The organism is Providencia sp. PROV208 (assembly GCF_028479465.1).
In the GTDB taxonomy this organism is placed as follows: Bacteria; Pseudomonadota; Gammaproteobacteria; order Enterobacterales; family Enterobacteriaceae; genus Providencia; species Providencia alcalifaciens.
The window spans coordinates 16,573-42,549 of record NZ_JAMPNS010000026.1; the positions used below are offsets into that span (position 1 = coordinate 16,573).

The following is a 25,977-nucleotide window of genomic DNA, read 5'->3' on the forward strand; positions in this document are numbered from 1 at the left end:
TATTAATCACCACCGAATAAGAATTATTTTTCTCGAATATCAATAGCTTGGTCGCTGTCTGAGTTTTTTAACTTAGAATACTTATTATATAGCCCATAATCAGTGACATCATCTTTAGGTGTAAATAAACTATGGTTTGAATCAACTTTACTATTATTAATGCCTAGCCAATTAGCGAGTCCATCTACAAATAGTAAGCCAGATTTAAAATTTTTCACCATTATTCTTTCTTTATCATCAGATGATATTTTAATCAATGGGATTTCGAGAACTTTTGCTGTAGAGTTGCTTAAATTCATTCGAATTTCATTGTTAACTTCGCTATGAGATAGTCCATGGTCAGAGAAATAAAGAATAGAAAAAGTACGTTTATCTCTTTTTTCTTGTTCACCTAACAAATTATAAATTTTCTCGATGATTTCATCTGTCTTTTGAATACTCGTTACATAGCAGGAAACATTATTATATTTTTCATCTTTCGTAATGTATTGATTACCATAATCTTCAATTCTTGCACAGGCGTCAGGGTGTGAGCCGTAAAGATGAACAACAAATAATCTTTTTTGTTTTTCCGCTATCTTGGAATTGAGCTCATTTTTGAACATATTAATGAGTTCAAAGTCACTTGCATTACTGGAATTATACGCCCCAATTTTAATAAATTTTTTCGTATCACTTCGAGATGCAATAAAACTAATTGGCGTATCGTACTCACCGATAAATCCTTGGTTGGATAACCAATATGTTTTTATTCCGGCGGATTTAGCGAGATCGATAAAATTTAACCCATAATTGGGTTGCCAATCAGTTTTATCAGCGGAGGTTAACATTAAACGTAATGACGATATGGTATTAGTACCACCTGCTGTTAATCCTTCAACAATAGTTCCATTTACCTTAGATAAGAATGGCGTATTGTTAATTGGGTAACCATAAATTCCCATATAATCACGTCGGACACTTTCCCCAATAATCAAAACATAGTCATCATACTGAGTACTATTATTTTTTTGTTCAGACTGACCCCATTCACTCTTTTTAGTCAAATCGCTTAACGAGTTTACTTCATCTTTCAGATTAACAAAAGATTGGTAGCTTTCATTGAAAAATTGAAATGGAGATTGATTGATTAAGGCAATAATAATGAGGCAAATCATTAAAGTCTTGTTTCTATATAAGTTAATTTTTTTTATTGTAATTATTTTTTTAAAGACAATAAAGCCAGCGATGATCACCAAACTAGATAAATAGTTTTTAATCGGAATTTGAGTGAAAAATTCCTGTGTTTCTAGAGCATCTGTAGCAATTAATGATGCTAAATATTGATAGGTTGGGATACCAAATGTTAATCCTATTGGAGTATATATAACATAGGCTGCGGTGAATATAGAACCCAAATACCAATAGGCTTTTTTAGATGAACTTAAAATAATAAAAAATAGACATATCAATGTTATTTCGCGAACGCTAGGATGTCCAATGCCAGTTCCTCTAAGCATCATTTTAGAAAAAATGACGAGTATAATTAGTGAGATAATCGTAAATAGGATTTTTTTTATATCTATTCTTTCTTTCATTTTTCAAGACCAATAGGTTTTTGCATTGTCTAGAATAAGTACTTCGCATATTTGACTTAAATGGTTGTTCAATAACAGAGTATAAATTTGAACATCAGATAAAATGGGCATATACATTAATTTATGATTAGTTTAATCTATATGTATAGATATACCTATTAATGATTCTACGGCATAATTTTATGGATAACCAACAATTTTTAAAGAGTAATCAAATCCAAAATGGCTTAGTTTCAGTCATTATTCCTACATATAATTCTGAGGCTTTCATTTGTAAGACTATTGATTCGATTTTACAGCAAACATATTCGAATTATCAGATTGTGATTGTTAATGATGGTTCAACCGATAATACCGTAGAAGTTATTACCCAAAAATTGGGTAATAACCTAAATTTTAAGGTTATTACTACGCCTAATGGCGGTGTTTCTAAAGCTCGCAATACAGGCATTGAATATGCAGATGGTGAGTATCTCTGTTTTCTCGATAGTGATGATAAATTAGAACCTACATTCTTGGAAATACTTGTTGAGCAAATTAACCAACATAAAGTAGATGTCCAACTATGTGGGTATTACAAACATTACGCTAATATGGTTGAAAAATTACCTAAATCTAATGATTCTCAAAGAATACTTAGCCAGTATCTTTTAGGTGATATGTCATTTCATATTGGCTCAATGTTAATTTCAAAATCATTTTTAGATAAAACAAACATTCGATTTAATCCAAATTTACGCTTAGCAGAAGATATTTTATTTATATGTCAGATATTATCTGTGGCGAAATTAAATATTTGTTTAAGTTACTTATACCACCACCAGTATCGTGAAGGGTCGTTAACAACATCGGTCTGGACTAAAGATGATTATTTTCATGATATCAATGCTAAGGAAACGATAGAAAAAGAAATTAAACAGATTTATACGGGAAAAGATCAAAATTTTGTTTACCATCAACTAGCATCAAATGTGTTAAGTAGTAAGTTGAGGTATGGCTGGAAGCTATTTTTAGCTAAAAAGTATCGTGAGCTATCCAGCCTGAATGACCAGAAATTCTTTGCGGGCTATGATGTTAGTTTGCTCTCTAAAAAATACAGAAGAAGAGCAAAGATTATTGCACTTAATAACACAGTCGTTTGGGCTCTAATTAAAGTGCTTTATACTAAGAAAAACAGTAAATTATGAGCATTTCAATCGTGAAGAAAAGCAGCTAGTCATAAGAATTAGCACTAGCATCCACGAGAGTGATACTTGGGTAGAAATAATCAGTGTATCACTAAGTCCTAACCCTATTAAGACGAATGCAAACCCTAAGATAAAAGGGTTTTTGGCTTGTTTATAGCCATATGTAAATATTGCAAAATAGAACAATAATATAAGCAGAACACCATTAATCCAGCCTTTGGTGGACAATTCTTCCATTAGATCATTATGTAAATGGGCTTGCATATGCTCAGTTGCGCCAGCGAATCCTTTATCATTCTTTGCTAATTCGATAATTTTACTATTTCTTTCTTCTGCTGATTGCCATAGAAATCCATTAGATGCATAAAATCCCGTTTGGATCATAGATAGTCGATCTCCAACAGATGTGGATGTAGAGTCATTTTTGATATAGGCGATTACTTCATCATTGGCACTTTGCATTCTTTGTATAATTGTTTTGCTAAAAATTGTACATATAATTAAAGCTGCAACGATAGGGATTAACATAAACTTTAATTTTAAATTTCTATTTTGTTTAAAATAAAGAAAAAAGATACAGAGACTAATCACTGGATACAATAGAATTCCCGCTCTAGTTTCAGTCAAAACTACGCAGAAAAAAGTGATTAAAATCGATAGAGAATATAAATAATATTTTATCCTAGAGGCGTAAGATAAAAAGATAAATTGAGCATATAAAGATAGAAATATCATGGCATAAGCTGCTCCAGTGGCATTTGAGGCATTGTGGAATGCCAATTCAACCCTTGGAATATGTAGGTAAAACTCTTGATATACGGTATAACCCAGAACGCTTATCTGGCTTATTGTTGCGGTTATTAAATGCAATTTCGAGATTAAAATATTTTTCAACGCGTTATGGGTGACAAGCAATATAAAGCTACCAAACAGAGCTATTTTCCCCATTTGGAAGTATCCATGGTAGACATTTCTATAAATAGAATCACTTGTTTTGTAAAGTTCCACCCAAATCAAATGAGTTATGCCAATCAAAAATAAAGGGATCGCAATAATGACTATTTTATTTTTTAAATAGCTCTTAGGCGAGGATAAAAATATTAAAACGGAAAGTATGCCTGCAAAATTAAATATTTTACTGGTAATATCAGGTTTAAAAGGTAATAACAAAATCGCAATAAAACATAGTCCGAGCATCAGGGTGGGAAGGTATCGATGAAATGATTGAACTAAAATACTACCGCTGAAAGATAATTTGGTCATAATATCATTGCTCAGAAATGATGATAATGGATAAAATATTTCTCATTAGAATAACTGAGGTTAATTCAACTTAGAAGAAATGATTGATTTTATATGAGAGAGATTGGAGCTCGCCATGCCAGAACTACCCGAGGTTGAAACCAGTCGCCGAGGTATTGAACCTCATTTAGTCGGTAATACAATTAGTTATGCAATTGTGCGTAATGAACGTTTACGTTGGCCGGTCAGCGAACAAATCAAACGTTTATCTGATGAAACCGTGTTAAGTGTCCAACGTCGGGCAAAATATTTGCTGATTGAGCTGCGCAAAGGATGGATTATTGTCCACTTGGGCATGTCTGGTAGTGTCAGGATTTTAACCGAAGAACTCCCAGAAGAAAAACATGATCATGTAGACCTTATTTTAGGTGATGGAAAAGTTTTGCGTTACACCGACCCTCGGCGTTTTGGGGCGTGGCTTTGGTGTGAGGATTTAGCATCCAGCTCTGTGCTTGCCCACTTAGGTCCCGAGCCTCTCTCAGATGAATTTAATCCTCAGTATTTATTTGATTTAGCAGCAAAACGTAAAGTTGCGGTTAAGCCGTGGTTGATGGATAACAAAGTGGTTGTTGGGGTGGGAAATATTTATGCTAACGAAGCGCTATTTGCGTCAAAAATTTCACCAGAAAAATTGACGAATACACTGACACTCAATGAAATCACTGAACTCGTGACACAGATTAAAAAAGTGCTACAACGTTCGATAGAGCAAGGTGGTACGACTCTGAAAGACTTCTTACAGTCGGATGGGAAGCCTGGTTATTTTGCCCAAGAGTTGTTTGTTTATGGGAAAAAAGGTGAGCCATGTTCTTTATGTGGAACACCGATTGAAAGCATTAAACAAGGGCAGAGGACAACCTTTTATTGCCCTCAATGTCAGAAGTAACCGCTAGATTTTATTGAGTTTTTTCAGCATAGCCTCGGCGACAACCGGCGGTAAAAACGACGAAATATCCCCATCATGAAGCGCAACATCCTTAATTAAAGAGGATGAAACGAAAGACAAACTTTGTGATGGGAGTAAAAACACGGTTTCTAAATCGGGAACAAAGTGGCGGTTCATATTGGCTAGCTGCCATTCATACTCAAAATCCGCGACTGAGCGCACTCCGCGAATTAAAATATTCGCACCATGTTTTTGGGCAAAACTTGCCATTAACTCTGAAAAACCAACAACTTCCACATTATCCAAATGAGCGGTTACTTGCTTTGCCAGTTCAACGCGCTCCTCCAAATTAAACATAGGGCTTTTGCGTTGGCTATTTGCGATAGCGAGTAGGACATGATCAAACATTGCGGCGGCGCGGGTTACGATATCAACGTGCCCAGAGGTAATCGGGTCAAAGGTGCCCGGGTAAATAGCTTTATGGTTCATAATATTGCTATCTCATTGTTTATTAGTGCTTATTCTAATATATAAAGATGAATAAGTGACGGTGAAATCCACATTAACGGCAATTGGGCTCTGTTGCAACAAGCACGGATAGGTATACATTTATTTTAAGTCTAATTTTAGGCGCAGATTCTACACACTTTCAGTAATGGTTTATGGTAAGATACCGCCAATTTTGGTAAGTGAATCAGATCGAATGCTATTGCGTGTATATCAGGTACTTCTTTATCTCATCCAGCCACTAATTTGGATACGCTTATTACTGCGTAGCCGTAAAGCGCCTGCGTATCGTAAACGCTGGGGGGAACGTTATGGCTTTTGTAGCGGAAAAGTCGTTCCGAAAGGTATCTTGTTGCACTCAGTCTCGGTGGGGGAAACTCTTGCGGCTGTGCCTCTAGTTCGCGCATTACGCCATCACTATCCATCACTCCCTATCACTGTCACGACAATGACTCCAACAGGCTCGGAGCGCGTCCAGTCCGCTTTTGGCGATGATATCAGCCACGTTTACCTACCTTATGATTTACCGGGTTCAATGAACCGTTTTCTTAAACAAGTTGACCCTAAGTTGGTCATTATTATGGAAACGGAATTATGGCCCAATATGATCAACCAACTGCATAAGCGAAATATTCCATTAGTGATCGCCAATGCTCGATTATCTGAACGTTCAGCCGCGGGTTACCAAAAACTAGGTAGCTTCGTGAAACGTATGCTGCAAAACGTCACGATGGTTGCGGCTCAACATCAAGAAGATGGTGAGCGTTTTATCCAGTTAGGATTAAGGCGTAAGCAGTTAGAAGTGACGGGAAGCTTAAAATTTGATATTTCCGTTACCCCTGAACTGGCGGTTAAAGCCATTACATTACGCAGACAGTGGGCGGCACACCGACCCGTGTGGATTGCGACGAGCACCCATGAAGGTGAAGAAGCCATTGTTTTACAGACACATCAACAATTGCTGCAAAAGTTTCCTAATTTATTGTTAATTTTAGTCCCACGGCATCCTGAGCGTTTTGCTAAAGCGGAAGAGTTGACGCAAAAGGCTGGACTCAGTTTTATTCGACGTAGTAGTGGCGCTATCCCATCTCCAGAAACGCAAGTCGTTATTGGTGATACGATGGGTGAGCTTATGTTGCTTTATGGAATTGCTGATATTGCTTTTGTTGGCGGCAGTTTAGTCGAAACTGGCGGGCATAATCCTTTAGAAGCCGCCGCTCATGCACTACCGGTTTTAATGGGACCGCATACCTTTAATTTTAAAGATATTTGTGCCAAGCTCACTCAAGCTGATGGGCTAATTACAGTAACAGACAGTGAATCCATGGCTCAAGCGGTTACGAGCTTATTGTCTGATGAAGATTACCGCTTGTATTATGGTCGTCATGCGGCTGAAGTATTGCATGAAAACCAAGGCGCATTACAACGCTTACTGAAATTATTACAGCCTTATTTACCCCCAAGAGAACAATAATATTTAGCAAAAATATTGTTAACTTGAATATTACTATAATGAGTAATGACAATTTCTCTCATTTCTAATTATTTTGTTTAAAGTATAGTAAACTATCCAGTCACATTTTTGCATACTCGCTCGAGTTAGGGGGCATCCTCTAAACCTCGAGATAAAATAATGCGTATTTCCCTTTAACTTTATTGATAAATTTCGCTGAAAAAAGAATGCCAACTACCAATCAACCAGTTTCAAATAAGTATTTGTATCTTTGGATCATTGGCTATGCCATCGCCTGGATCCTTGCGAGTTTCTTTTTTGACCCAACGGTTCCCTACGATACTGTGGAAGCAGTGAACTGGGGAATGAATGGTGAATGGGGATCGCCAAAAAACCCTTGGTTCGTGGGCATGATGATGTGGCCAGCCATCCATTTGGGGATTTCTTATAGTTTCTATTGGTATTTCAGCCATTTTGTCGGTATTGCATTTGGGCTACTTGGGGTATGGAAATTAGCTTATCGATTAACCGGGCGCCGCGACCTGGCTTGGTTTGCGATGCTGATGATGAATTTATCCGGTGTTATTAACTTCGATATCATTCCTTATAATGATAACTATATTTTAGTAACACTCTGGCCGTGGGTGCTCTACTTTTTCCTACGCTCTGTTGAAGATAACCCGCTGTGGTGGCTGCCGTTTGCTTTGGTTGCGGGCCTCGCCACGATGGGGAAATATTCTACATTAGCCTTAGTTGGGTCAGTGTTCTTGCTAACTGTATTTGTGAAGCAAGCCCGCCAAAGCTATCGCCATCCAGTATTTTATCTCGCGATAGCACTTTGGTTTGCCATGATATTGCCAAACTTTTTCTGGCTAATGGCGAGTGATTTTTCTGCCTTTAAATGGGTAGACTCGCAAATTGACCCTGGTTTTAATTTACATACGACTGAAGCTGCATTAAGTGTGTTTTATCCGCTGATCATTGCAGCCATTATTTTGTATTGTTGTGGTGGAAAAATTGGTTGGCCAAAAGCGTTATCTAATCGCATGGCAAACTTTATTATTTTATTTCCATTAGCGGTTATTTACGGTTGGTTTTCGTTCCATGATGGCGGACGAATTACTGAATGGCTACAACCATTTATGATGGTATGTGCACCTTTGTTTGTTGGTTCAATCACGGTAATGCCAAAGAAATCTCTGAAAAAACCATTAATTGGCTTAGCGGTGGTTGGTATATTGATGGTTCTGGGCTACTTGATTGTTCAAGCAGGAAATATTCGCGGTGCTGGTCAAAAGTTCATTGGGGTGAAAACCTTAATTGCTGAAGGTGAGCAGCGTTGGTACCAGCGTTATGGTACACCAGTAAAATATGTCGGCGGAGAGGATAATTTACATCAATGGTTTATTATCTATGCTCAAGATAGACCGCACGTTATTCAGCCGTGGACGTTAGAAAATCATATGCCACCAAATGTGTATAACCGTGATATTACTGAAGCAGAAATTCGTGAACACGGTGCTATTTTATTAGGTCGTAAATATGATGATTGTGCACATGAAGATTTTGCGAAAGTACGTAAATTCTGGCCACAGTTTACGATTGAGAAAGAAGATGTCGTTTATCGTTCTGAACCGGATGCTGAGCCGAAGACCATGTGTTTTGGGTTTATTGCGCCTGAGAAAAAATAGCAATCTTCTTCTGTATTGAGAAATTAATGAAGCGGTCAAATGGCCGCTTCATTTTTTTGGATCCCATACTGTAGATGGGAAGCTAGAACAGGTAATTTAAAGATAGGCACTTAATTGCTGAAAAACAGTATTGGCTGTAATGCTATCCATACATTTATCCGCACTTTTTATTTCATTTTGTCCCTTTCCATAACCACCAATTAAGCCTGGATCAGTGGGACCAAATAGAGTGAAGTTTGGTTTATCTAAGGCCGCAGTCAAATGGCTTAAACCAGTATCAACAGAAACCACCGCTTTAGAGCCTGCAATTTGTTGTGCGACTTGTGCTAGCGTTAATTTCGGTAAAACTTCAACAAAATCAAAACCCTCTGCTAGCCTCATTGCGCGTTGACGTTCATGTTCTGTACCCCATGGGAGCTTCACCTTCAGTCCAGTTTCTTTCATTAACTGAATAAGTTCACGCCAATGAGACTCAGACCAATGCTTATCATCACGAGTTGTCGAGTGTAAAAACACCACATAAGGTGCGAGATCTTCGTGACTGGATTGCGAAAAGTGGCGAGCAATCGCATAATCACCTTGCGTTGTGGGGCAGTTGTATCCAAGGCTTTTGGCAAATAACTGGCGAATACGTTCTACAGCATGCTGCTGTTTACTAATGGAATAACGATGATCGTAGAAGAAACTGGCGATCGGTTCTCGAATACTATGGCGATCATAACCATGTTTAGGACCATGAGCGAGACGAGTCACTAGCAATGCACTTTTAAGTAACCCTTGTGCATCGATAATCGCATCGTAGTGCGTTTCCTGTAATTGGCGACGAAATTCTGCACGTTCAGCTCGAATGGGTGCAGAAAACCAATTTTTTCGCCAACGGCGAATGGCGACAGGAATCACTTTGTTTACAGCGCTATGCCATGCGGGAATTTGAGCAAATCCCTCTTCAACCACCCAATCAAACTGAATATCTGGTATCGCAGCCTGCGCATCTGTCAATGCAGGCAGAGAGTGTAAAACATCTCCCATAGATGATGTTTTTACTAATAACACTCTCATTATTTAATACCTATATTTAAACGTGTAAGGGCATCAAGTACCATCTGAGGTTGAATATCGATTAAACTTTGATGATAACCACTCTCGCCATCACCTTTACGGACTTTGTGATAACCCGTGATGAGGCGTATCACTTCCGCTTTATCTGTTAGTGGGGGAGTGAAGTCTGGGCTACTTGGTCCATACAAAGCGACGAGTGGTTTACCCAGTGCGGCAGCAACATGCATGAGACCAGAGTCATTGCTCACCACGGCTTGGCAAGAATCAATAAGGTTAACTGCTTGTTCTAATGACGTTTTCCCAGCAAAATTAAGGCATGAATTGCGAGCACTGTCAGTTAAACTTTGACGGATCTCTTCACCTGCGTCATGGTCTTTTTGAGAGCCAAATAACAGCACTTGATAGCCTTGCTCACTAATCAATTTTTCGGCAAGAGCGGCATAGTGGTAGTGTGGCCAACGTTTGGCTGGACCAAATTCCGCACCTGGGCAAAAACCAATAATGGGGCGAGAAGAATCGATATTGAACTGGCGAACGGTTTCATCAACGTGTTGTTTATCCGTGACTAATTTCGGCCATAAAATAGGCGTAGGGATATCTTCGGCTGATTTAATACGTTGTTTATCATACGCCAATGCGACATAGCGCTGAACCATCAACGGAAATGCTTGTTTATTTAATGGGCGTAAATCGTTGAGCAACCCATAGCGCATTTCACCACGCCATCCAGTTCTTTTGGCTATTTTGGCAAAGAAAGGGACCAGTGCAGATTTTAACGAGTTCGGTAAAATAATCGCCTGATCGTAGCCATTTTTTCGCAATTTGATACCTAATTGGCGACGTTCGCCAATTTCTAGCTTTCCATGCCCTAATGGCATGGAAATGGCTTCAGATACCTCGGGCATTTTTGCCAGCAAGGGACGGCACCAGTCTGGTGCCATAACATCAATTTGAGCATGAGGATGCAGCGCCTTGATCGTGCGATAAAGGCTCTGGGACATCATCATATCCCCCACCCACGAGGGACCGATCACCAATATTTTCATAAATGAGGATTACGCGTCCTTATTCAGCCATTGCATATATTCGGTGACGCCTTCGGCAACCGTTTTAAACGGTGCAGTATAGCCAGCAGCACGTAGTTTAGTGAGATCCGCTTGCGTGAAGCTTTGGTAGCGACCTTTTAATTTCTCTGGGAATTCAATGTATTCAATCGCCACATTTTTATCTTTATGGAATGCAGTCACTGCATCGGCTACCGCTTGGAAAGATTCTGCACGACCTGTACCACAGTTAAAAATGCCTGAAACGTTGTTTTCCCAGAACCATAAGTTTACGGCAGCAACATCACCGACATAAATAAAGTCACGACGGAAAGTCTCACTTCCTTCAAACAGTTTTGGATTTTGTCCTTCATTAATCTGTTTATTTAAGTGATATGCCACGCTCGCCATGCTGCCTTTATGGTTTTCATTTGGTCCATATACGTTGAAATAGCGGAAACCACAGACTTGAGATTGTGCTTCCGGCATGATGTTACGAACATATTGGTCAAATTGGAATTTGGAGTAGCCGTATACGTTCAGCGGTTTTTCAAATTCACGTTCTTCGATGAAATTATCGCTACGTCCACCGTAAGTGGCAGCAGAGGAAGCGTATAAGAATGGAATTTCACGATCTAAACAGTAATGCAGTAGATCTTTAGAGAATTGATAGTTGTTGTCCATAATGTACTTACCATCCCACTCAGTGGTGGATGAGCAAGCACCTTCATGGAAAACGGCATCAATATCGCCAAAATCATCACCAGCAATAATGCTCACGATAAAGTCTTCTTTATCCATGTAATCGGCGATATCGAGATCAACGAGATTGGCAAACTTAGTACCATCTTTCAGGTTATCAACCACTAGAATATCGGTGCGACCTATTTCATTCAGAGCTTTAATAATATTGCTGCCAATAAAACCAGCTCCGCCAGTGACTACGATCATCGTGAATACCTCAAGTGGGTTAAGAATAAATGGGATATAAAATTGGGGTCTATAATAACACCTCTTTGTGCAGACAACAGTATATCGACCAGATAATTGTCCTAGTTGTCATACCTCTTTAAAGGGAATTATCGTGATCTTGTCTACAAACTTAACTTATTTGCTCACCAGATATCGCTAGTTCTAGTGACTATAATTAAACTCTGTAAACAACTTCTTTACAGGAACAAATCATGTCAGAACAATTTTACCAGCAGATTAAACAACAATTGGTGCAAATAGAAGCTGAGGGCTTGTTTAAACATGAACGCATTATAACGACGTCTCAAGATGCGGATATTGAAATCCAAGGTGGGCAGCGCGTTATTAATTTTTGTGCAAATAACTATTTAGGCTTAGCTAATCATCCCGCATTAATTGAAGCTGCAAAACAAGGAATGGATAGCCACGGTTTTGGTATGGCATCGGTGCGCTTTATTTGTGGAACCCAAGATAGCCATAAAGTTCTTGAAAAGAAAATTGCGGATTTCCTTGGAATGGAAGATGCGATTTTATATTCATCCTGCTTTGATGCGAATGGCGGTCTATTTGAAACGCTGTTAGGACCTGAGGATGCAATTATTTCTGATGCATTAAACCATGCATCAATTATTGATGGTGTTCGCTTATGTAAAGCCCAGCGATACCGTTACAGCAATAACAATATGACGGAATTAAAGCAACGTCTTGAAGAAGCTAAAGCCGCAGGGGCACGCCATATTTTGATTGCCACTGACGGCGTTTTCTCGATGGATGGTGTGATTGCGGATTTAAAAACAGTCTGTGATCTTGCGGATGAGTATAACGCATTAGTGATGGTTGATGACTCTCATGCGGTTGGTTTTGTTGGTGAAAATGGTCGCGGTAGCCATGAGTACTGTAAAGTGATGGGGCGCGTTGACATTATTACTGGCACATTAGGAAAAGCATTGGGTGGCGCATCAGGTGGTTATACTGCTGCCAAAAAAGAGGTGATTGAGTGGTTACGTCAGCGTTCTCGCCCTTATTTATTTTCTAACTCTCTTGCGCCAGCCATTGTCGCTGCTTCGATTAAGGTGATCGATATGATGACCGATGGAAAAGAGCGTCGTGAAAAATTATGGCGTAATGCGGTGTTATTTAGAGAAAAAATGTCTGCTGCTGGTTTTACTTTAGCAGGCGCTGACCATGCCATCATTCCTGTGATGTTAGGTGATGCCAAAGTGGCACAGGAATTTGCTTCTGAGTTATTAAAAGAAGGTATTTATGTAACAGGATTCTTCTATCCTGTTGTTCCACAAGGACAAGCGCGAATTCGCACGCAAATGTCCGCGGCTCACAGTGAGGAGGATATCTTACACGCTGTTGATGCATTCACCCGTATTGGCAAAAAGCTTCAATTGATTTAGTTACGAAATTAATTGAGCCATAAAATTAATGTAGCCATAAATAAAAGGTCGCCTATGAAAGCACTGTCCAAATTAAAAGCAGAACCAGGTATATGGATGACAGATGTTCCGAAACCGGAACTGGGACACAATGATGTGATGATTAAAATCCGTAAAACCGCGATTTGTGGGACGGATGTTCATATCTACAATTGGGATGAATGGTCGCAAAAAACGATTCCCGTACCCATGGTGGTAGGTCATGAATATATAGGGGAAATTGTTGAAATTGGGCAGGAAGTTAAAGGATTTAAAATTGGTGACCGTGTTTCCGGTGAAGGGCATATCACTTGTGGTCATTGCCGAAATTGCCGTGGAGGGCGTACTCACTTGTGCCGTAACACGATTGGCGTAGGTGTCAATCGCCCAGGGTGTTTCGCTGAGTACTTAGTGATCCCTGCGTTTAATGCGTTTAAAATTCCTGACAATATCCCAGATGAAATTGCATCGATCTTTGACCCATTTGGTAATGCGGTACATACAGCGCTGTCCTTTGATTTAGTCGGGGAAGATGTGCTGGTATCTGGTGCAGGTCCCATTGGTATTATGGCGGCGGCTGTTTGCCGACACGTAGGCGCTCGTCATGTGGTGATCACCGATGTGAACGATTATCGTCTTGAATTAGCAAAGAAAATGGGCGTAACACGTGCGGTGAATGTGAGTCGTGAAAATCTTAAAGATGTGATGAATGAACTGGGGATGAAAGAAGGATTTGATGTGGCGTTAGAAGTTTCAGGGGCGCCAGCCGCTTTCCAAACCATGCTAGACACCATGAATCATGGTGGCAGAATTGCTCTGTTAGGTATCCCTCCAGCATCGATGGCAACAGACTGGAGCCAAGTGATTTTCAAAGGTTTGTTTATTAAAGGAATTTATGGGCGGGAAATGTTTGAAACGTGGTACAAGATGGCGACTTTAGTACAGTCTGGTCTTGATTTATCACCAATCATTACTCATGAGTTTTCCATTGATGATTTCCAAAAAGGCTTTGATGTCATGCGTTCAGGGCAATCAGGAAAAGTGATTTTAAACTGGGACTAAATTAAGTTTAATCAATCGGTCATTTCGAAGGGTTCATAGGCTAAATGCCTTTGAACCCTTTTATATCCTGCCTATTTATTGCTATGAGGCTTTCTTTTCTGCAATTAAAGGTTGCAAGGTTTTATCTTGATAAATGGCTTCTACCACAAACATGAGTAGGTCAATGCCTTGTAGGCGGGTAGTTGGAAGCTCTATCTCACAAATTCCTAATTCGCTCGGTTTCTCAGATTGTTGAGCGTTTTTATTGACCTCTGTGAGTTCTGAATTTTCTGGTACAGAGGTTTCGTCACCGGAGGTTGGCTGCGTAGGCTTAGTCAGTTTTTCATCGGATTGACTTGGTGTTTTTACTTCAGGCTTTTCTGTTGGTAACGAATGAGTCATACCTTCAGGCTGCATTCTGAGTGTTTTACGAGGCTCGCCCGTTGCTGATTGATGATTGACTAAAGTGCTGACGGGGACTAATTCAATATCCGCAGGAACTAGAGGAATAAATTTTTGTAATGCTCGTACTGTCGAAGGATGTGGGTGACCAATGGCGACCGCACTACCATGTTTACGTGCGTAGGCAATAGCTTTATTCAGCTGAGTGCGCGTTTCTTCTTCAGATTGGTGGTTATCAATAAAAATATTTCGCTTTGCGGAGGGGACACCGAATTCTTTTGCCGCATTCATAGCCTGTGTATTGCCAATGGTGACGCTATCTAAGAAAAAGAGGTTAGACTGAGAGAGTGAACGCATGACATTACGCATTCCAGATAGGCTAGAGGTCATTTCACTGCCCATATGGTTGTTCATGCCTTTGGCATGGGGAACTCGGCTGATTGCATTTTTGATAATGCGATCAACCTCTTCCGCACTCATCGAAGGGGCGAGAGTATCTTTTTCAAGTGGTTGTTTACTCAAAGGTTTCATTGGCATATGAATCAAAATATCTCGCCCTTGTTGATAGGCGGTTGCCGCAACCTCAGCACCATGAGGTGAGTTAGGTAAAATCGCAATGCTGATTGCCGCAGGTAGCGCGAGTATTTGGTTATCTTCTTTTACGCGATAGCCAAAATCATCAATGACAATTGCGAGCTTAGCGGCACTCACCTGAAAGCTAATTATGAGAAGGAGTAAGCTAATCAGCAATTTTATGGGTGAGTGTTTTAACATAATGATTTTCCTAACAGATTATAGAATTAGCGAGAGATTAAAGTGTAATCTACTCGCTATCTATTCATTTATGGGTACATCTATCTATTGATATTTTTATCGACCTAACCACGGACGAGGGTTAACAGTTTTACCTTGGCGACGAATTTCAAAATAAAGAGCAGGGCGTTCTTGACCACCACTACTTCCTACTAAGGCAATTGGCTGACCGGCGCGGACTTCTTGCCCAACGTTAACTAAGGCGCTTTGGTTATAGCCATACAGGCTCATATCCCCTTTACCGTGTTCAACGACGACAACCAGACCATAACCTTGTAGCCAGTCTGCGAGTAATACACGACCATCCGCAATGGCTTTAACTTGGGTACCTTCATTTGCCGCGATAACCATCCCTTTCCAGCGTAATTCACTGGAGATGACATCACCGTAATTGTGTAGCGTTGAACCTCGTACTGGCCAAATAGCTTGACCGGCTGGACGACCTAAACCGCCTGTTCGGGACATCAGTGATTGCTCACTTTCGGATGGCTTGTAGGTTGCCCCTTTCTGTTTCGCTTTTCGCTCTTTTTCAGCTACTTGGGCACGAATTCGAGCTGCTTCACGCGCTTCACGTTCCGCTCGAGCTTTAGCTTCACGCTCTGCTTTGGCAATTTTGTCACGTAATCTGGCTTCGTTTTGCTTTAATACCGCTAAGTTTTTCTGATCTTCTTTTAGTGAGCTTTCTAAGACGGTTAGTGTTTTTTGCCTTGAAGCTTGTGCATTATCTAATTTTTGTTTTTCTTGCTGTTGGCGTGTGAGCGTTGTTTTTTGCTCAGCTTGTTTTTTTTGCTCTAACTGCTTTTGCTCATGTAGTTCTTGGGTCGTTTCTTCCAGCCCAAGAATCGTTTTTTCGCGGGCCTGATTAAGGTAGCCATAGTAGGCAAGAATACGTTCTTCGCGTTGACCTTCTTCACCTTTTAACAGTAGTGATAAACCTTGATGTTTGCCAAGTCGAAATGCGGCATCCAATTGCTCAGCAAGCAGTTTTTCTTGTTCATTTTTTTTCTTCTGCAATCGACTAATATTGGCGGATAAAGCGGATATTTCTTTATCTAGTTGTTTTAATTGGTTTTGGGTTAGGTGCAAATCACGGCTTGCGGCAGAAATACTTTGTTCTTGTTCTTTCAGTTGCTGGAGGAGATTGTTTTTTTTAGCCTGCTGTTCTTTAACGCTTTTTTCTTTTTCAGCGATACTTTTCAGTAGGTCGTTTAGCTGACCTTTATTTTCGGTGATCGGATTCGCGAGTGCGACATGAGAAGGCGCCAAAGTAAATAATCCCAAACCAAGCAGGGCAGGAATCATTGCCTGACGAACAAAAAATGTCTTTATTCGATGGGATGTATGGGCCATTGTGATAGATCACCTCAATTAAATGCAATAACTGATTATTTCATCTGCAAGTCGTGCTTTCCAGTGTTCTCTTAAAAATAGTCATAAAAACGCTTAAAAATTAAGAATGTTGCTATTATGCAACGTAATACTAAGTCAAATTATAGGCGTATTATCACTGATTTTTTTTGTATAGCTAGTTTTAGGGGATTTTTTTCTATCTCGACGGGAATTAATTTATCGTCGAGGCCTAGTCTGAGCATGTTTATGTTAAAATGCTTGCGTGCAGCTTCGAGGAAAAATTTCTTTTTTTCAGTAAAAAGGTGTTAACTCTGCGAGTGTTTTCGCAAAAAAGATATTCTAGTTTGCGCTAACTGGCTGTAATTAGCTCAGCACAAAGGTATACTCTGAACCCTTTGATATTCGTTTTTAACTAACGGGAGTAATTGCCCCCCATGATCCAAGAAATCATGCAATTTGTCGGTCGTAACACGTTTGTTAGTCTGACTTGGATAGTGTTATTTGTTGCTGTGGTCGTGATGACCTTCAGAAGCCTATTCTCTAAAACTAAAGTCATTGCGCGCACTCAAGCGATTACGATGATCAATAAAGAAGAAGCAGTTGTTGTGGACTTACGTACTCGTGAAGAGTTCCGCAAAGGGCATATTATTGATTCAATTAACTTAACACCATCTGAAATTAAAGATAATAATTTAGGTGAGCTGGAAAAACACAAACAAAAATCAGTGATTATGGTTTCTGCGAGTGGTATGGAAGCAGGTAAGCCTGCTGAACAGCTAGCTAAACATGGTTTTGAAAAAGTCTTTGTCCTGAAAGAAGGGATCGCTGGTTGGGCGGGTGAAAATCTGCCACTGGCTCGTGGTAAGAAGTAATCATCCGGCACAGTGTCGGCAACTGAATATATCTCGAAACTCTAATATGGAAGTAAGGTAATTATTATGTCAGAACAAAACAACTCGGAAATGGTATTTCAAATTCAACGTATTTATGCAAAAGACGTTTCATTTGAAGCACCTAATGCACCTCAAATCTTTCAAAAAGAGTGGCAGCCAGAGATCAAATTAGATTTAGATACTTCTTCAACTCAATTAGCTGAAGGCGTATATGAAGTTGTTCTGCGTGTAACAACGACTGCAACATTGGGCGAAGAAACTGCATTCTTATGTGAAGTTCAGCAAGCGGGTGTGTTCTCTATCGATGGTATCGAAGGAACTCAAATGGCGCATTGCTTAGGTGCATACTGCCCGAACATCCTGTTCCCATATGCCCGTGAAACTATCACTAATATGGTGGGACGCGGTACATTCCCACAATTGAACTTAGCGCCAGTTAACTTTGATGCACTGTTCATGAATTATTTACAGCAGCAACAAGGTGAACAAGCGCAGAACCCTGAAGTTCAATAAGGTCGCTTAATGAATACTGCTTCAATGACAGTGATCGGTGCCGGCTCGTACGGCACCGCTTTAGCCATTACCCTTGCACGTAATGGTCATCAGGTGGTGCTGTGGGGGCATGACCCCGCACATATCCGCAAATTAAACCAAGAACGTAGCAATCAGGCGTTTTTGCCTGGCGTTTCTTTCCCTGATAGTTTATCTCTCGAGACGGACTTAAAAAGTGCCGTTGAAGCGAGCCTGAATATCTTGATTGTAGTGCCTAGCCATGTATTTGGTGACGTACTGAAGCAAATCAAACCGTATCTACAAGCGGGCTCCCGCATTATTTGGGCAACCAAAGGGCTAGAGAGAGATACTGGACGTTTGTTGCAAGATGTCGCGCGTGAGGTATTAGGTAATGAAATTCCTCTGGCGGTATTGTCTGGACCTACGTTTGCGAAAGAGTTAGCGGCGGGTCTTCCTACTGCAATTTCAGTCGCCGCATCTGATAGCCAATTTGGTGATGATTTACAAAAATTATTCCATTGTGGCAAAAGCTTCCGTGTCTATAAAAACCCAGACATGATAGGTGTGCAGCTTGGTGGTGCCGTGAAAAACGTGATTGCGATTGGCGCAGGGATCTCTGATGGAATGGGATTTGGCGCAAACGCACGTACGGCATTAATCACGCGTGGGTTAGCTGAAATGAGCCGCTTAGGTGTGTCATTAGGTGCTGACCCTTCAACATTTATGGGTATGGCTGGGTTAGGTGATTTAGTGCTAACCTGCACGGATAACCAATCTCGTAATCGCCGTTTTGGTATGATGCTGGGAAATGGTGTCAGTGTTGAAGAGGCGGAAAAAGAGATTGGGCAAGTGGTTGAAGGCTATCGTAATACCAAAGAGGTGAAAGCCCTTGCGGAACGTGCCGGTGTTGAAATGCCAATCACAGAACAAATCTACCAAATCCTCTATTGCAATAAAAATGTGTTAGAAGCCTCCCAAGCGCTGTTAGGTCGGGCAACTAAAGATGAAATTGCGGATATGCCTAAATTACCAAGCTAATAATAAGCCAATAATAATATAGAAGAGAGCCATTATGTCGCGTGAAGAATTGGATAGAATTTGGGGTTACATTAAGGAAGAAGCCAAGGCGCTTGCTGACTGTGAGCCCTTACTCGCCAGTTTTTTTAACGCGACATTACTAAAGCATGATAATTTAGGTAGCGCGCTTAGCTATATGTTGGCAAATAAGCTTAGTTCCCCCATTATGCCTGCAATCGAAGTTCGTGAGATCGTAGAAGAAGCTTATCGCAATGATGAGCAAATGATTTTTTCTGCGGCGATGGATCTTTCTGCGGTACGTTTACGTGATCCCGCGGTTGATAAGTACTCGACTCCTCTGTTGTATTTAAAAGGCTTTCACGCCTTACAAGCCTACCGTATTGGGCATTGGTTATGGGGAGAAGGTCGTAAGGCTCTTGCGGTCTACTTACAAAACCAAATTTCGGTTTCTTTTGGTGTTGATATTCATCCTGCTGCACAAATTGGTTGCGGAATTATGCTCGACCATGCGACTGGAATTGTGATTGGTGAAACGGCGATTGTCGAAAATGATGTATCTATTCTCCAATCGGTCACTTTGGGTGGTACCGGTAAAACCTGCGGTGATCGCCATCCAAAAGTACGTGAAGGCGTGATGATTGGCGCTGGCGCTAAAATTCTGGGCAATATTGAAATTGGTCGCGGCGCAAAAATTGGTGCGGGCTCCGTGGTATTACATCCCGTTCCTCCTCATACGACAGTGGCGGGCGTTCCTGCACGTATTGTCGGTAAGCCAACAAGCGATAAGCCATCGCTAGAGATGGATCAAAACTTTAATGGTAACGTTGATGGTTTTGAAAGAGGGGATGGGATCTAGCTGGTGAAAAAAATTCAGGGTTCGAGCTCAACTCGGTTTGTTGAGCTACTTAGGTGCCGCTATTCTCAGCTAAGTAAGAAACATTCACCTGTCCTTTTAGAAGTAGACTTGCTTAAAAATCTCGATCAGTATAATAGCCATTCAGATGGATTAACTGATGTCCGTAATATTGAAATAGAGAATTAGGCGTCATATTAAGATTAAAAACCAAAGGAGCTTAACCAGCTCCTTTGTTGTTTTAGTCTTTCAGCAGTGCACCTGGATACCCAAGCTGGCGCCAAGTTTCGAATACCACAACGGCAACTGAGTTAGAAAGATTCATACTGCGGCTTTCAGCTAGCATCGGGATACGAATTTTCTGCTCGATTGGCATATTGTCGAGAACATAAGGCGGCAAGCCACGAGTTTCTGGTCCAAACATTAAATAATCATCTTCTCGATAGCTCACATTGCTGTGGCTCGGTTTACCTTTGGTTGTCAACGCAAACACACGAGCGCCTGTTGGCGACTGATTATTATCAGGATTTAACCCTTCACTTTCTAAGAATGCATAATAATCATGGTGATGTTTGATGTCCGCAAACTCACTGTAATCGAGTCCTGCGCGGCGCAAGCGTTTGTCATCCCAAGTAAAACCCAGCGGGTGAATAAGGTGTAAGCTAAAACCTGTATTAGCACATAAGCGGATGATGTTGCCCGTATTGGGTGGGATTTCAGGTTCGAATAAAACAATATGTGGCATAACGTTAATGGCTATTGGTCTAGATGAAAAAAGATGATGCAGAGTTTACGCGCAAATTTGGAAAGATGCATCTATTGCATGGCGCGAGGGTGAAACGGAATAATTTGAGGGTATAAAAAGACGAGCTAATCGCTCGCCATTTCATTAATACTGGTAAACATAGCGATAATCCTCTGATTTCTTGTGAATACCATTGAGGATCGCACCTGTAATTTCAATATTATTTTGAGCAAAATGTTTAAGAGCACGTTCGAGCTCTTTCACGGTACTGACATCGTAATGCGCAATCAGGAGTGAGGTTCCCGCATATTTACCAATAATAGCAGGGTCTGTTACTGCAAAAATAGGCGCCGTATCAAGTAGTACCATGTCATATTGATGCTTAAGCGAATCCAATAAATGTTTAAATTGTTCGCTCATGAGTAGCTCGGAAGAGTGAGAAACACTCTTTCCTCGGCTTATAATATCCAAATTATCAATAACTTGTTTATGAATAATGATTGGGTCAGGATTGTGTTGAGATAAGAACTCTGAAAGCCCCGATTTATTTTCTAAGCCAAAAGTTTTATGGATATGGCCCTTACGTAAGTCGGCATCAATAAGCAGAATTTTTTTACCTGCATTTGCGAGGACAACAGCGATATTTGAAGCAATGAAGCTTTTGCCAATGTTGGGCGACGCGCTAGTCAGCATGACAATGTTATTGTCTTGGCTCATGACTGAAAAATAGATGCTCGTTCTTAATGAACGGATGGCTTCTATTGCAAGATCGCATGGATTTTCAATCGCTAATGGCTTTCGATGCTGATTAGACTGTAATCTTTTTTCATCAAAAGAAAATGGAATGGCGGCATAAACATGAACACCGAGCGCTTCGATATCTTCAGAATTTTTAATTTTATTATTCAGGCATTCTTTTGCGAGCACATAACTGCTACCAACAATGAAACCTAGAATTGACGCTAAAGCCATAATTAAGGTTTTTTTCGGCGCAATAGGCGCGGGCTGAGATTCTGCTGGGTCAATGATGCGCATGTTAGAGGTTATCCCAGCATTGAGTACACTGAGTTCTTGTTGCTTCGCAACCAATTGATTATAAATTGCCTGTTCTGATTCAACATCTCGAGTTAGCCGAACAATCTGTTGCTGAGTATTTGGCAGCTGTTGGATATTTTTACTGATACGTTCTTTTTCGAGTAATAATGTTTGGCGTTTATCTATCAAGGATTGGTAAGCAGGGTGATTACGGGTATATAACTGTTGAATTTCCACTTCTTTGAACGGTCAGCTCGTTGAGTTTTTCTTCTATTTGTAATGCGCTTTCAAGTGCGGATTTTGCTTCTAAAGAGAGGTCAATAGACTCATTTTTTTTACGAAAAGCATTTAATTGATTTTCATAATGGTCAAGCTTACTTTTTATTTGGGGCAAATAATTCTCTAAAAAGACCAACGAGTTATCAGTGGCTTTTTTCTTATGCTCTATATTTTGATCGATATAATTTTGAATAATGTTATCCAGTATTTTGGTATTTTCTTGCTTATTTAGTCCCTTAATCGATAAATTAATGATTCCAGTACTTTTTCCAAGCTCATTAACGCTGATACGACTACGCAAGTTTTCGATAGTGGAATACTGATCATTTTTTATCAGGGTCAGTTTATCTCCCGTTTCTGCCATGAATGAATTCACTAATAGGCGAATACCCTGTTGCTCTATGGGGGAGCCAAATTTGCCGTGATAAGTTTCCCCTGCAATAGCCAAAGTATATTGATGTTCATTGAGATACGTTAGTGTTGCTGGTTGATCCATTAAGCTAGGGGGTAAATGATATTGCCCAATATCGATGGTGATTGTATTTCTGCTTAGTTTAGGCAACAGCCCTGATGGTGATATTTGAATATCCAAATTAAGGTCTGAGACTGTTTTACCTAAAACCATGCGGGATTTTATCACTTCAACTTCTGATTCTACCGGATTTGCATGGCTGCCGAAGGGCATCACGTCATTCATTTGATCTAATAATGAGGCTTGGTTGACCTTGTCATATTGCAGCGTGGCATTAGCTTGATAGATGGGGGCAGCCATAAAACAATATATTCCTGCAATGAATATAAAAATAACAGTCGAAATACTTATTGTTAAATAATTGAATTGTAATGCTTTAAATAAGGCGAGAAGGTCGATTTCATCTGCATTTAGCGATTGGTTTTTTTCTTTATTTATCATTATGTTAGTTTTGTCATCAGTTAAAAATTAAATTTTCCCTTGCCAGGAACTGGCCGCTTGTTCCATAAGTTGATAAACATGTTCAAACATCTCATCACTATGTTTATAGGGATCGGGGATTTCAGATTTGTTTAGCCATTCACCGAATAACATGACTTTGCCGCGAGTTTGCGGAAACTGTTGATAGAGTTTTTGTATATGGTGGTTTTCCATCACAAGGATTAAGTCTGCTGATTGGCATAGGGGTTCAGTTAAACGGCGAGAATAATGCCCCTCTAAAGAGAGATTATGGTTTTTAGCAATACGGATAGCATTGTTATCCGCAGGCTTGTTCAGTGGTGCCATAAATCCGACGGAATGAATCATTTTTTGAGGGAAAAACGACTGCATTAAGCGTTCCCCAGTGGGGGAACGGCAGATATTACCCACGCATATAATAAGGATATTATTGAACATAGGTATTACCAGTTATAAATACGCTTAGTACTTTCGGTTAACAGGTTGTATGACGTGATGGTTGGCAAGAGTTGGGTAATCAAACGGTTCCAACGAACAATAGGCGCTGCGGTTACATAAACAAGGTCATAAGGTTGTAATTTAAATTTTGTTCCCATCACTAATGCGGTCGCATCGGATAGATCTAGTTGATAAATAACCGCTATTTTTTGTGGCGCTAGCTCATTTGGCATGTGATTATTCAGCGCTTGCCTATTAATAGGACGAATCACAAATATACCGGTCGCACTTGCTGTTGTTTGATTGAGTCCGCTGGATTTGCTGAGCGCCTCGGTAATACTCATGCCTGCACGGTCGATAGTCAGGGTCGCTGGTTGTTCGACTTCTCCCATCACAAATACTTTTTGTGCATCATTGCGGGGCACATATAGCACATCATTGGGCTGCATTAGATGGTTCTGGGTTAGGTCGCCATACTGAACTAAGGATTGTAGTGAGATCTTGATTTCTTTGCCGTTACGGGTAAGCACCACGTTATTCCAATCTGCGTTTTCAGTGAGCCCACCTGCCGTATTGAATGCCTCTAAGAGGGTTAGCGGTATATTTGTGATGGGAAGCGCTCCCGCCTTGATGACCTCACCAGAAACATACATTTTTTGTGAACGAAATGCCGCAATACTGACATCAACTTGCGGTGTTTCAATATAGGCGGCGAGTCGGAGGCTCACTAATTTTCGTATTTCACTAATTGTTTTTCCGATAACGGATACTTTTCCAATGTAGGGATAATAAATTGTGCCATCGGAGTGAACCCAATTTCCGGAATCAGCTGCGCTGCGATAAGAACCCGCAGGAATGGTGAGCTCGGGGTGATCCCAAACCGTAATGGCCAATACATCGCCAACGCCAACCCGATAGTCATAAGTGGCTAATTGTTTTTCCAGCTGTGGATTTGGTTTGGCGATCACAGGGGCAACCTGCATTTCATTTAGCAATTGCGGGGAGATAGGAGAGATATCTACAAGCGTATTAATGTCATGTTTGCCAGTGTTAATAATGGTTTTTTCTGATGTGGAAATATACGTTCCAGGGACGATTTGGCACCCAGCAATGAGCGCGCTGGCTGCTATAGGAAGTAGGTATTTAATCAACATGGTAATCGCCCTAAATCAGGATAGGAAATCGTGCATTTCAGACATTGAAGTTACACAAACATATAATTCTGGCTGGCATAATAATTTAATTTTTAATTTATATTCAAATATTTTGTCTGAAAAACCCACTTATATAAAAATATAATAGAATAAAAAAGGTTATTGATTTTTTGGATGTTTTTTGTGTAATGACGAGAATGGAATTATTTTTAAGACTTTATTTAAATATCAGGGAGTTATTTTTAGAGGAAAAGAGAGACAAGGGAGGGAGTTATAGGAGGGGGATTTTTAAATATAAAAAAGGCGAGCTGAGTGCTCGCCTGATTATTGCGGAATCAATGTTACTTAGCTTTGATAACCATTTGGATTCATGGATTGCCAGCGCCATACATCATCAGCCATATCTTGAATAGAATATTTCGCTTTCCAACCAAGCTCACGTTCTGCTTTTGCTGGCGTTGACCAATATTCAGCGATATCTCCCGCACGACGCTCTGCTATTTTATAAGGAATTGGTTTACCTACTGCCTTTTCAAAAGCAGCGATAACTTCTAGCACACTTGTTCCAGTACCAGTACCTAAATTGTAGATATAAAGCCCAGAACCCTGATTCATATGATTTAATGCAGCAATATGTCCATCAGCTAAATCCATAACGTGGATATAATCGCGGACGCCAGTACCGTCTTTGGTTGCATAATCTCCGCCGAATACGGCAAGTTCTTTACGACGACCAACAGCCACTTGTGCAATAAATGGCGTGAGGTTATTCGGGATTCCATTCGGGTCTTCACCCATCAAACCGGAGTTATGTGCGCCAACTGGGTTGAAGTAGCGTAGTAAGGAAATTGACCATTCGCTATCTGAGATACAGAGGTCAGTTAAAATACGCTCAACCATATATTTGCTAGTGCCATATGGGCTGTTGGTGTTTCCTACGGAGGATTCTTCAGTTAACGGGGTATGTTCAGGTTCACCATATACCGTTGCAGATGAGCTGAATATTAAGCTCTTAACACCCGCCTGACGCATGCTTTGGACTAAAACTAAGGTACCATTAACGTTAACGTCATAGTATTCAATAGGCTTTTCAACCGATTCGCCTACCGCTTTTAAACCCGCAAAGTGGATTACAGAACTAATCGTATGCTGTGCAAAAATGGCATCAAGTACGGCTTTATCACGAACATCACCTTGATAAAACGTCGGTTTAGTTCCCGTGATGGTTTCAATGCGATTAAGTACTTCAAGGCTGGCATTGTGGAGGTTATCTAAAATGATCGGCTGAATACCTTGCTGGATCATTTGTACGCAGGTATGGCTACCAATATAGCCAAGACCGCCGGTGACTAATACGCTAGGGTTATTCATGGTGAAATCCTGTCTACTCT

General features: G+C 40.4%; 24 protein-coding genes. 10 read left to right on the top strand and 14 right to left on the bottom strand.

What is annotated here, in order from left to right; translation table 11 throughout:
• Positions 1-23: 23 nt before the first annotated feature.
• A complete protein-coding gene (locus PR766_RS17150; RefSeq protein WP_230086719.1) occupies positions 24-1,577 on the bottom strand; it encodes a phosphoethanolamine transferase in 1,554 nt (517 codons plus the stop codon).
• A 182-nt stretch (positions 1,578-1,759) separates the two neighbouring features.
• On the opposite strand from PR766_RS17150, the gene PR766_RS17155 reads away from it, so the two are divergent.
• Positions 1,760-2,764, top strand: a complete 1,005-nt coding sequence (locus PR766_RS17155) for a glycosyltransferase family 2 protein (RefSeq protein WP_154635865.1) — start codon at positions 1,760-1,762, stop codon at positions 2,762-2,764.
• Here PR766_RS17155 and PR766_RS17160 read toward each other — a convergent pair.
• The gene (locus tag PR766_RS17160) at positions 2,759-4,027 is read right to left on the bottom strand and encodes an O-antigen ligase family protein (RefSeq protein WP_230086724.1); all 1,269 of its coding nucleotides are present in this window, start codon (positions 4,025-4,027) and stop codon (positions 2,759-2,761) included. The genes PR766_RS17155 and PR766_RS17160 overlap by 6 nt on opposite strands.
• A gap of 115 nt (positions 4,028-4,142) precedes the next feature.
• Between PR766_RS17160 and mutM the strand changes: the two genes are divergently transcribed.
• Entirely contained in the window at positions 4,143-4,952 is an 810-nt protein-coding gene (gene mutM / locus PR766_RS17165) for a bifunctional DNA-formamidopyrimidine glycosylase/DNA-(apurinic or apyrimidinic site) lyase (RefSeq protein ID WP_036962540.1), read from the top strand.
• Positions 4,953-4,955: 3 nt separating this feature from the next.
• Here mutM and coaD read toward each other — a convergent pair whose 3' ends face one another.
• On the bottom strand, positions 4,956-5,441 hold the full coding sequence (gene coaD / locus PR766_RS17170) for a pantetheine-phosphate adenylyltransferase (protein ID WP_006660572.1): 486 nt from the start codon (positions 5,439-5,441) through the stop codon (positions 4,956-4,958).
• A gap of 214 nt (positions 5,442-5,655) precedes the next feature.
• Here coaD and waaA point away from each other — a divergent pair, with 214 nt between their 5' ends.
• The gene (gene waaA / locus PR766_RS17175) at positions 5,656-6,933 is read left to right on the top strand and encodes a lipid IV(A) 3-deoxy-D-manno-octulosonic acid transferase (protein WP_154635866.1); all 1,278 of its coding nucleotides are present in this window, start codon (positions 5,656-5,658) and stop codon (positions 6,931-6,933) included.
• Positions 6,934-7,139: 206 nt separating this feature from the next.
• The gene (locus PR766_RS17180; RefSeq protein ID WP_154635867.1) at positions 7,140-8,603 is read left to right on the top strand and encodes an ArnT family glycosyltransferase; all 1,464 of its coding nucleotides are present in this window, start codon (positions 7,140-7,142) and stop codon (positions 8,601-8,603) included.
• A 96-nt stretch (positions 8,604-8,699) separates the two neighbouring features.
• Here the strand turns inward: PR766_RS17180 and rfaC are convergent, their stop codons facing one another.
• The 3 genes from rfaC to rfaD are packed head-to-tail and all read right to left on the bottom strand — an operon-like array spanning position 8,700 to position 11,656.
• Positions 8,700-9,662: a lipopolysaccharide heptosyltransferase RfaC gene (gene rfaC / locus PR766_RS17185; RefSeq protein ID WP_154635868.1), complete on the bottom strand. Its 963-nt coding sequence runs from the start codon at positions 9,660-9,662 to the stop codon at positions 8,700-8,702.
• Positions 9,662-10,708, bottom strand: coding sequence for an ADP-heptose--LPS heptosyltransferase RfaF (gene rfaF, locus PR766_RS17190; protein ID WP_154635869.1), 1,047 nt, complete (start codon positions 10,706-10,708; stop codon positions 9,662-9,664). The genes rfaC and rfaF overlap by 1 nt, the downstream gene beginning before the upstream one ends.
• Positions 10,709-10,717: 9 nt before the next feature.
• A complete protein-coding gene (gene rfaD / locus PR766_RS17195; RefSeq protein WP_154635870.1) occupies positions 10,718-11,656 on the bottom strand; it encodes an ADP-glyceromanno-heptose 6-epimerase in 939 nt (312 codons plus the stop codon).
• A gap of 233 nt (positions 11,657-11,889) precedes the next feature.
• Here rfaD and PR766_RS17200 point away from each other — a divergent pair, with 233 nt between their 5' ends.
• Together PR766_RS17200 and tdh are read left to right on the top strand one after the other, a co-directional pair.
• Positions 11,890-13,083, top strand: coding sequence for a glycine C-acetyltransferase (locus PR766_RS17200; RefSeq protein ID WP_006660566.1), 1,194 nt, complete (start codon positions 11,890-11,892; stop codon positions 13,081-13,083).
• Between the two features lie 54 nt (positions 13,084-13,137).
• Positions 13,138-14,163 (top strand): L-threonine 3-dehydrogenase, encoded by a 1,026-nt coding sequence (gene tdh, locus PR766_RS17205; RefSeq protein ID WP_006660565.1) that lies wholly within the window; start codon positions 13,138-13,140, stop codon positions 14,161-14,163.
• Positions 14,164-14,244: 81 nt separating this feature from the next.
• On the opposite strand, the gene PR766_RS17210 is transcribed toward tdh, so the two are convergent.
• Both PR766_RS17210 and envC read right to left on the bottom strand, forming a co-directional pair.
• Positions 14,245-15,318: a divergent polysaccharide deacetylase family protein gene (locus PR766_RS17210; protein ID WP_154635871.1), complete on the bottom strand. Its 1,074-nt coding sequence runs from the start codon at positions 15,316-15,318 to the stop codon at positions 14,245-14,247.
• A 96-nt stretch (positions 15,319-15,414) separates the two neighbouring features.
• Complete coding sequence (gene envC, locus PR766_RS17215; RefSeq protein WP_154635872.1) at positions 15,415-16,707, bottom strand: murein hydrolase activator EnvC; 1,293 nt, start codon at positions 16,705-16,707, stop codon at positions 15,415-15,417.
• Positions 16,708-17,144: 437 nt separating this feature from the next.
• Between envC and PR766_RS17220 the strand changes: the two genes are divergently transcribed.
• The 4 genes from PR766_RS17220 to cysE all read left to right on the top strand — a co-directional run bounded on the left by PR766_RS17220 (position 17,145) and on the right by cysE (position 20,007).
• Positions 17,145-17,579 carry a rhodanese-like domain-containing protein gene (locus tag PR766_RS17220; protein WP_230086735.1) on the top strand — a complete coding sequence of 145 codons (435 nt, stop codon included), beginning with the start codon at positions 17,145-17,147 and terminating at the stop codon, positions 17,577-17,579.
• A 66-nt stretch (positions 17,580-17,645) separates the two neighbouring features.
• Positions 17,646-18,113: a protein-export chaperone SecB gene (gene secB, locus PR766_RS17225; RefSeq protein WP_006660561.1), complete on the top strand. Its 468-nt coding sequence runs from the start codon at positions 17,646-17,648 to the stop codon at positions 18,111-18,113.
• Positions 18,114-18,122: 9 nt separating this feature from the next.
• Positions 18,123-19,151: an NAD(P)H-dependent glycerol-3-phosphate dehydrogenase gene (gpsA, locus tag PR766_RS17230; protein WP_006660560.1), complete on the top strand. Its 1,029-nt coding sequence runs from the start codon at positions 18,123-18,125 to the stop codon at positions 19,149-19,151.
• 34 nt (positions 19,152-19,185) lie between these two features.
• On the top strand, positions 19,186-20,007 hold the full coding sequence (gene cysE, locus PR766_RS17235) for a serine O-acetyltransferase (RefSeq protein ID WP_154635874.1): 822 nt from the start codon (positions 19,186-19,188) through the stop codon (positions 20,005-20,007).
• Positions 20,008-20,245: 238 nt separating this feature from the next.
• Here the strand turns inward: cysE and trmL are convergent, their stop codons facing one another.
• The 6 genes from trmL to galE all read right to left on the bottom strand — a co-directional run bounded on the left by trmL (position 20,246) and on the right by galE (position 25,957).
• A complete protein-coding gene (gene trmL, locus PR766_RS17240; RefSeq protein ID WP_006660558.1) occupies positions 20,246-20,749 on the bottom strand; it encodes a tRNA (uridine(34)/cytosine(34)/5-carboxymethylaminomethyluridine(34)-2'-O)-methyltransferase TrmL in 504 nt (167 codons plus the stop codon).
• A gap of 144 nt (positions 20,750-20,893) precedes the next feature.
• Positions 20,894-22,021 (bottom strand): polysaccharide biosynthesis tyrosine autokinase, encoded by a 1,128-nt coding sequence (locus PR766_RS17245; protein WP_230086726.1) that lies wholly within the window; start codon positions 22,019-22,021, stop codon positions 20,894-20,896.
• Complete coding sequence (locus tag PR766_RS17250; protein WP_230086727.1) at positions 21,993-22,976, bottom strand: Wzz/FepE/Etk N-terminal domain-containing protein; 984 nt, start codon at positions 22,974-22,976, stop codon at positions 21,993-21,995. The genes PR766_RS17245 and PR766_RS17250 overlap by 29 nt, the downstream gene beginning before the upstream one ends.
• Before the next feature lie 27 nt (positions 22,977-23,003).
• On the bottom strand, positions 23,004-23,432 hold the full coding sequence (locus tag PR766_RS17255) for an arsenate reductase/protein-tyrosine-phosphatase family protein (RefSeq protein WP_154635875.1): 429 nt from the start codon (positions 23,430-23,432) through the stop codon (positions 23,004-23,006).
• Positions 23,433-23,437: 5 nt separating this feature from the next.
• Complete coding sequence (locus PR766_RS17260; protein WP_154635876.1) at positions 23,438-24,586, bottom strand: polysaccharide export protein; 1,149 nt, start codon at positions 24,584-24,586, stop codon at positions 23,438-23,440.
• Positions 24,587-24,931: 345 nt separating this feature from the next.
• The gene (gene galE, locus PR766_RS17265) at positions 24,932-25,957 is read right to left on the bottom strand and encodes a UDP-glucose 4-epimerase GalE (protein WP_154635877.1); all 1,026 of its coding nucleotides are present in this window, start codon (positions 25,955-25,957) and stop codon (positions 24,932-24,934) included.
• Positions 25,958-25,977 lie beyond the last annotated feature (20 nt).

Coding starts and splice junctions, on each gene's coding strand:
- PR766_RS17180 (WP_154635867.1), top strand. CDS start 7,140: ATGCCAACTACCAATCAACCAGTTTCAAATAAGTATTTGTATCTTTGG.
- PR766_RS17200 (WP_006660566.1), top strand. CDS start 11,890: ATGTCAGAACAATTTTACCAGCAGATTAAACAACAATTGGTGCAAATA.
- tdh (WP_006660565.1), top strand. CDS start 13,138: ATGAAAGCACTGTCCAAATTAAAAGCAGAACCAGGTATATGGATGACA.
- envC (WP_154635872.1), bottom strand. CDS start 16,707: ATGGCCCATACATCCCATCGAATAAAGACATTTTTTGTTCGTCAGGCA.
- PR766_RS17250 (WP_230086727.1), bottom strand. CDS start 22,976: ATGATAAATAAAGAAAAAAACCAATCGCTAAATGCAGATGAAATCGAC.
- PR766_RS17150 (WP_230086719.1), bottom strand. CDS start 1,577: ATGAAAGAAAGAATAGATATAAAAAAAATCCTATTTACGATTATCTCA.
- rfaF (WP_154635869.1), bottom strand. CDS start 10,708: ATGAAAATATTGGTGATCGGTCCCTCGTGGGTGGGGGATATGATGATG.
- gpsA (WP_006660560.1), top strand. CDS start 18,123: ATGAATACTGCTTCAATGACAGTGATCGGTGCCGGCTCGTACGGCACC.
- PR766_RS17210 (WP_154635871.1), bottom strand. CDS start 15,318: ATGTTAAAACACTCACCCATAAAATTGCTGATTAGCTTACTCCTTCTC.
- PR766_RS17260 (WP_154635876.1), bottom strand. CDS start 24,586: ATGTTGATTAAATACCTACTTCCTATAGCAGCCAGCGCGCTCATTGCT.
- PR766_RS17160 (WP_230086724.1), bottom strand. CDS start 4,027: ATGACCAAATTATCTTTCAGCGGTAGTATTTTAGTTCAATCATTTCAT.
- galE (WP_154635877.1), bottom strand. CDS start 25,957: ATGAATAACCCTAGCGTATTAGTCACCGGCGGTCTTGGCTATATTGGT.
- PR766_RS17155 (WP_154635865.1), top strand. CDS start 1,760: ATGGATAACCAACAATTTTTAAAGAGTAATCAAATCCAAAATGGCTTA.
- secB (WP_006660561.1), top strand. CDS start 17,646: ATGTCAGAACAAAACAACTCGGAAATGGTATTTCAAATTCAACGTATT.
- mutM (WP_036962540.1), top strand. CDS start 4,143: ATGCCAGAACTACCCGAGGTTGAAACCAGTCGCCGAGGTATTGAACCT.
- trmL (WP_006660558.1), bottom strand. CDS start 20,749: ATGCCACATATTGTTTTATTCGAACCTGAAATCCCACCCAATACGGGC.
- PR766_RS17255 (WP_154635875.1), bottom strand. CDS start 23,432: ATGTTCAATAATATCCTTATTATATGCGTGGGTAATATCTGCCGTTCC.
- cysE (WP_154635874.1), top strand. CDS start 19,186: ATGTCGCGTGAAGAATTGGATAGAATTTGGGGTTACATTAAGGAAGAA.
- rfaC (WP_154635868.1), bottom strand. CDS start 9,662: ATGAGAGTGTTATTAGTAAAAACATCATCTATGGGAGATGTTTTACAC.
- coaD (WP_006660572.1), bottom strand. CDS start 5,441: ATGAACCATAAAGCTATTTACCCGGGCACCTTTGACCCGATTACCTCT.
- waaA (WP_154635866.1), top strand. CDS start 5,656: ATGCTATTGCGTGTATATCAGGTACTTCTTTATCTCATCCAGCCACTA.
- rfaD (WP_154635870.1), bottom strand. CDS start 11,656: ATGATCGTAGTCACTGGCGGAGCTGGTTTTATTGGCAGCAATATTATT.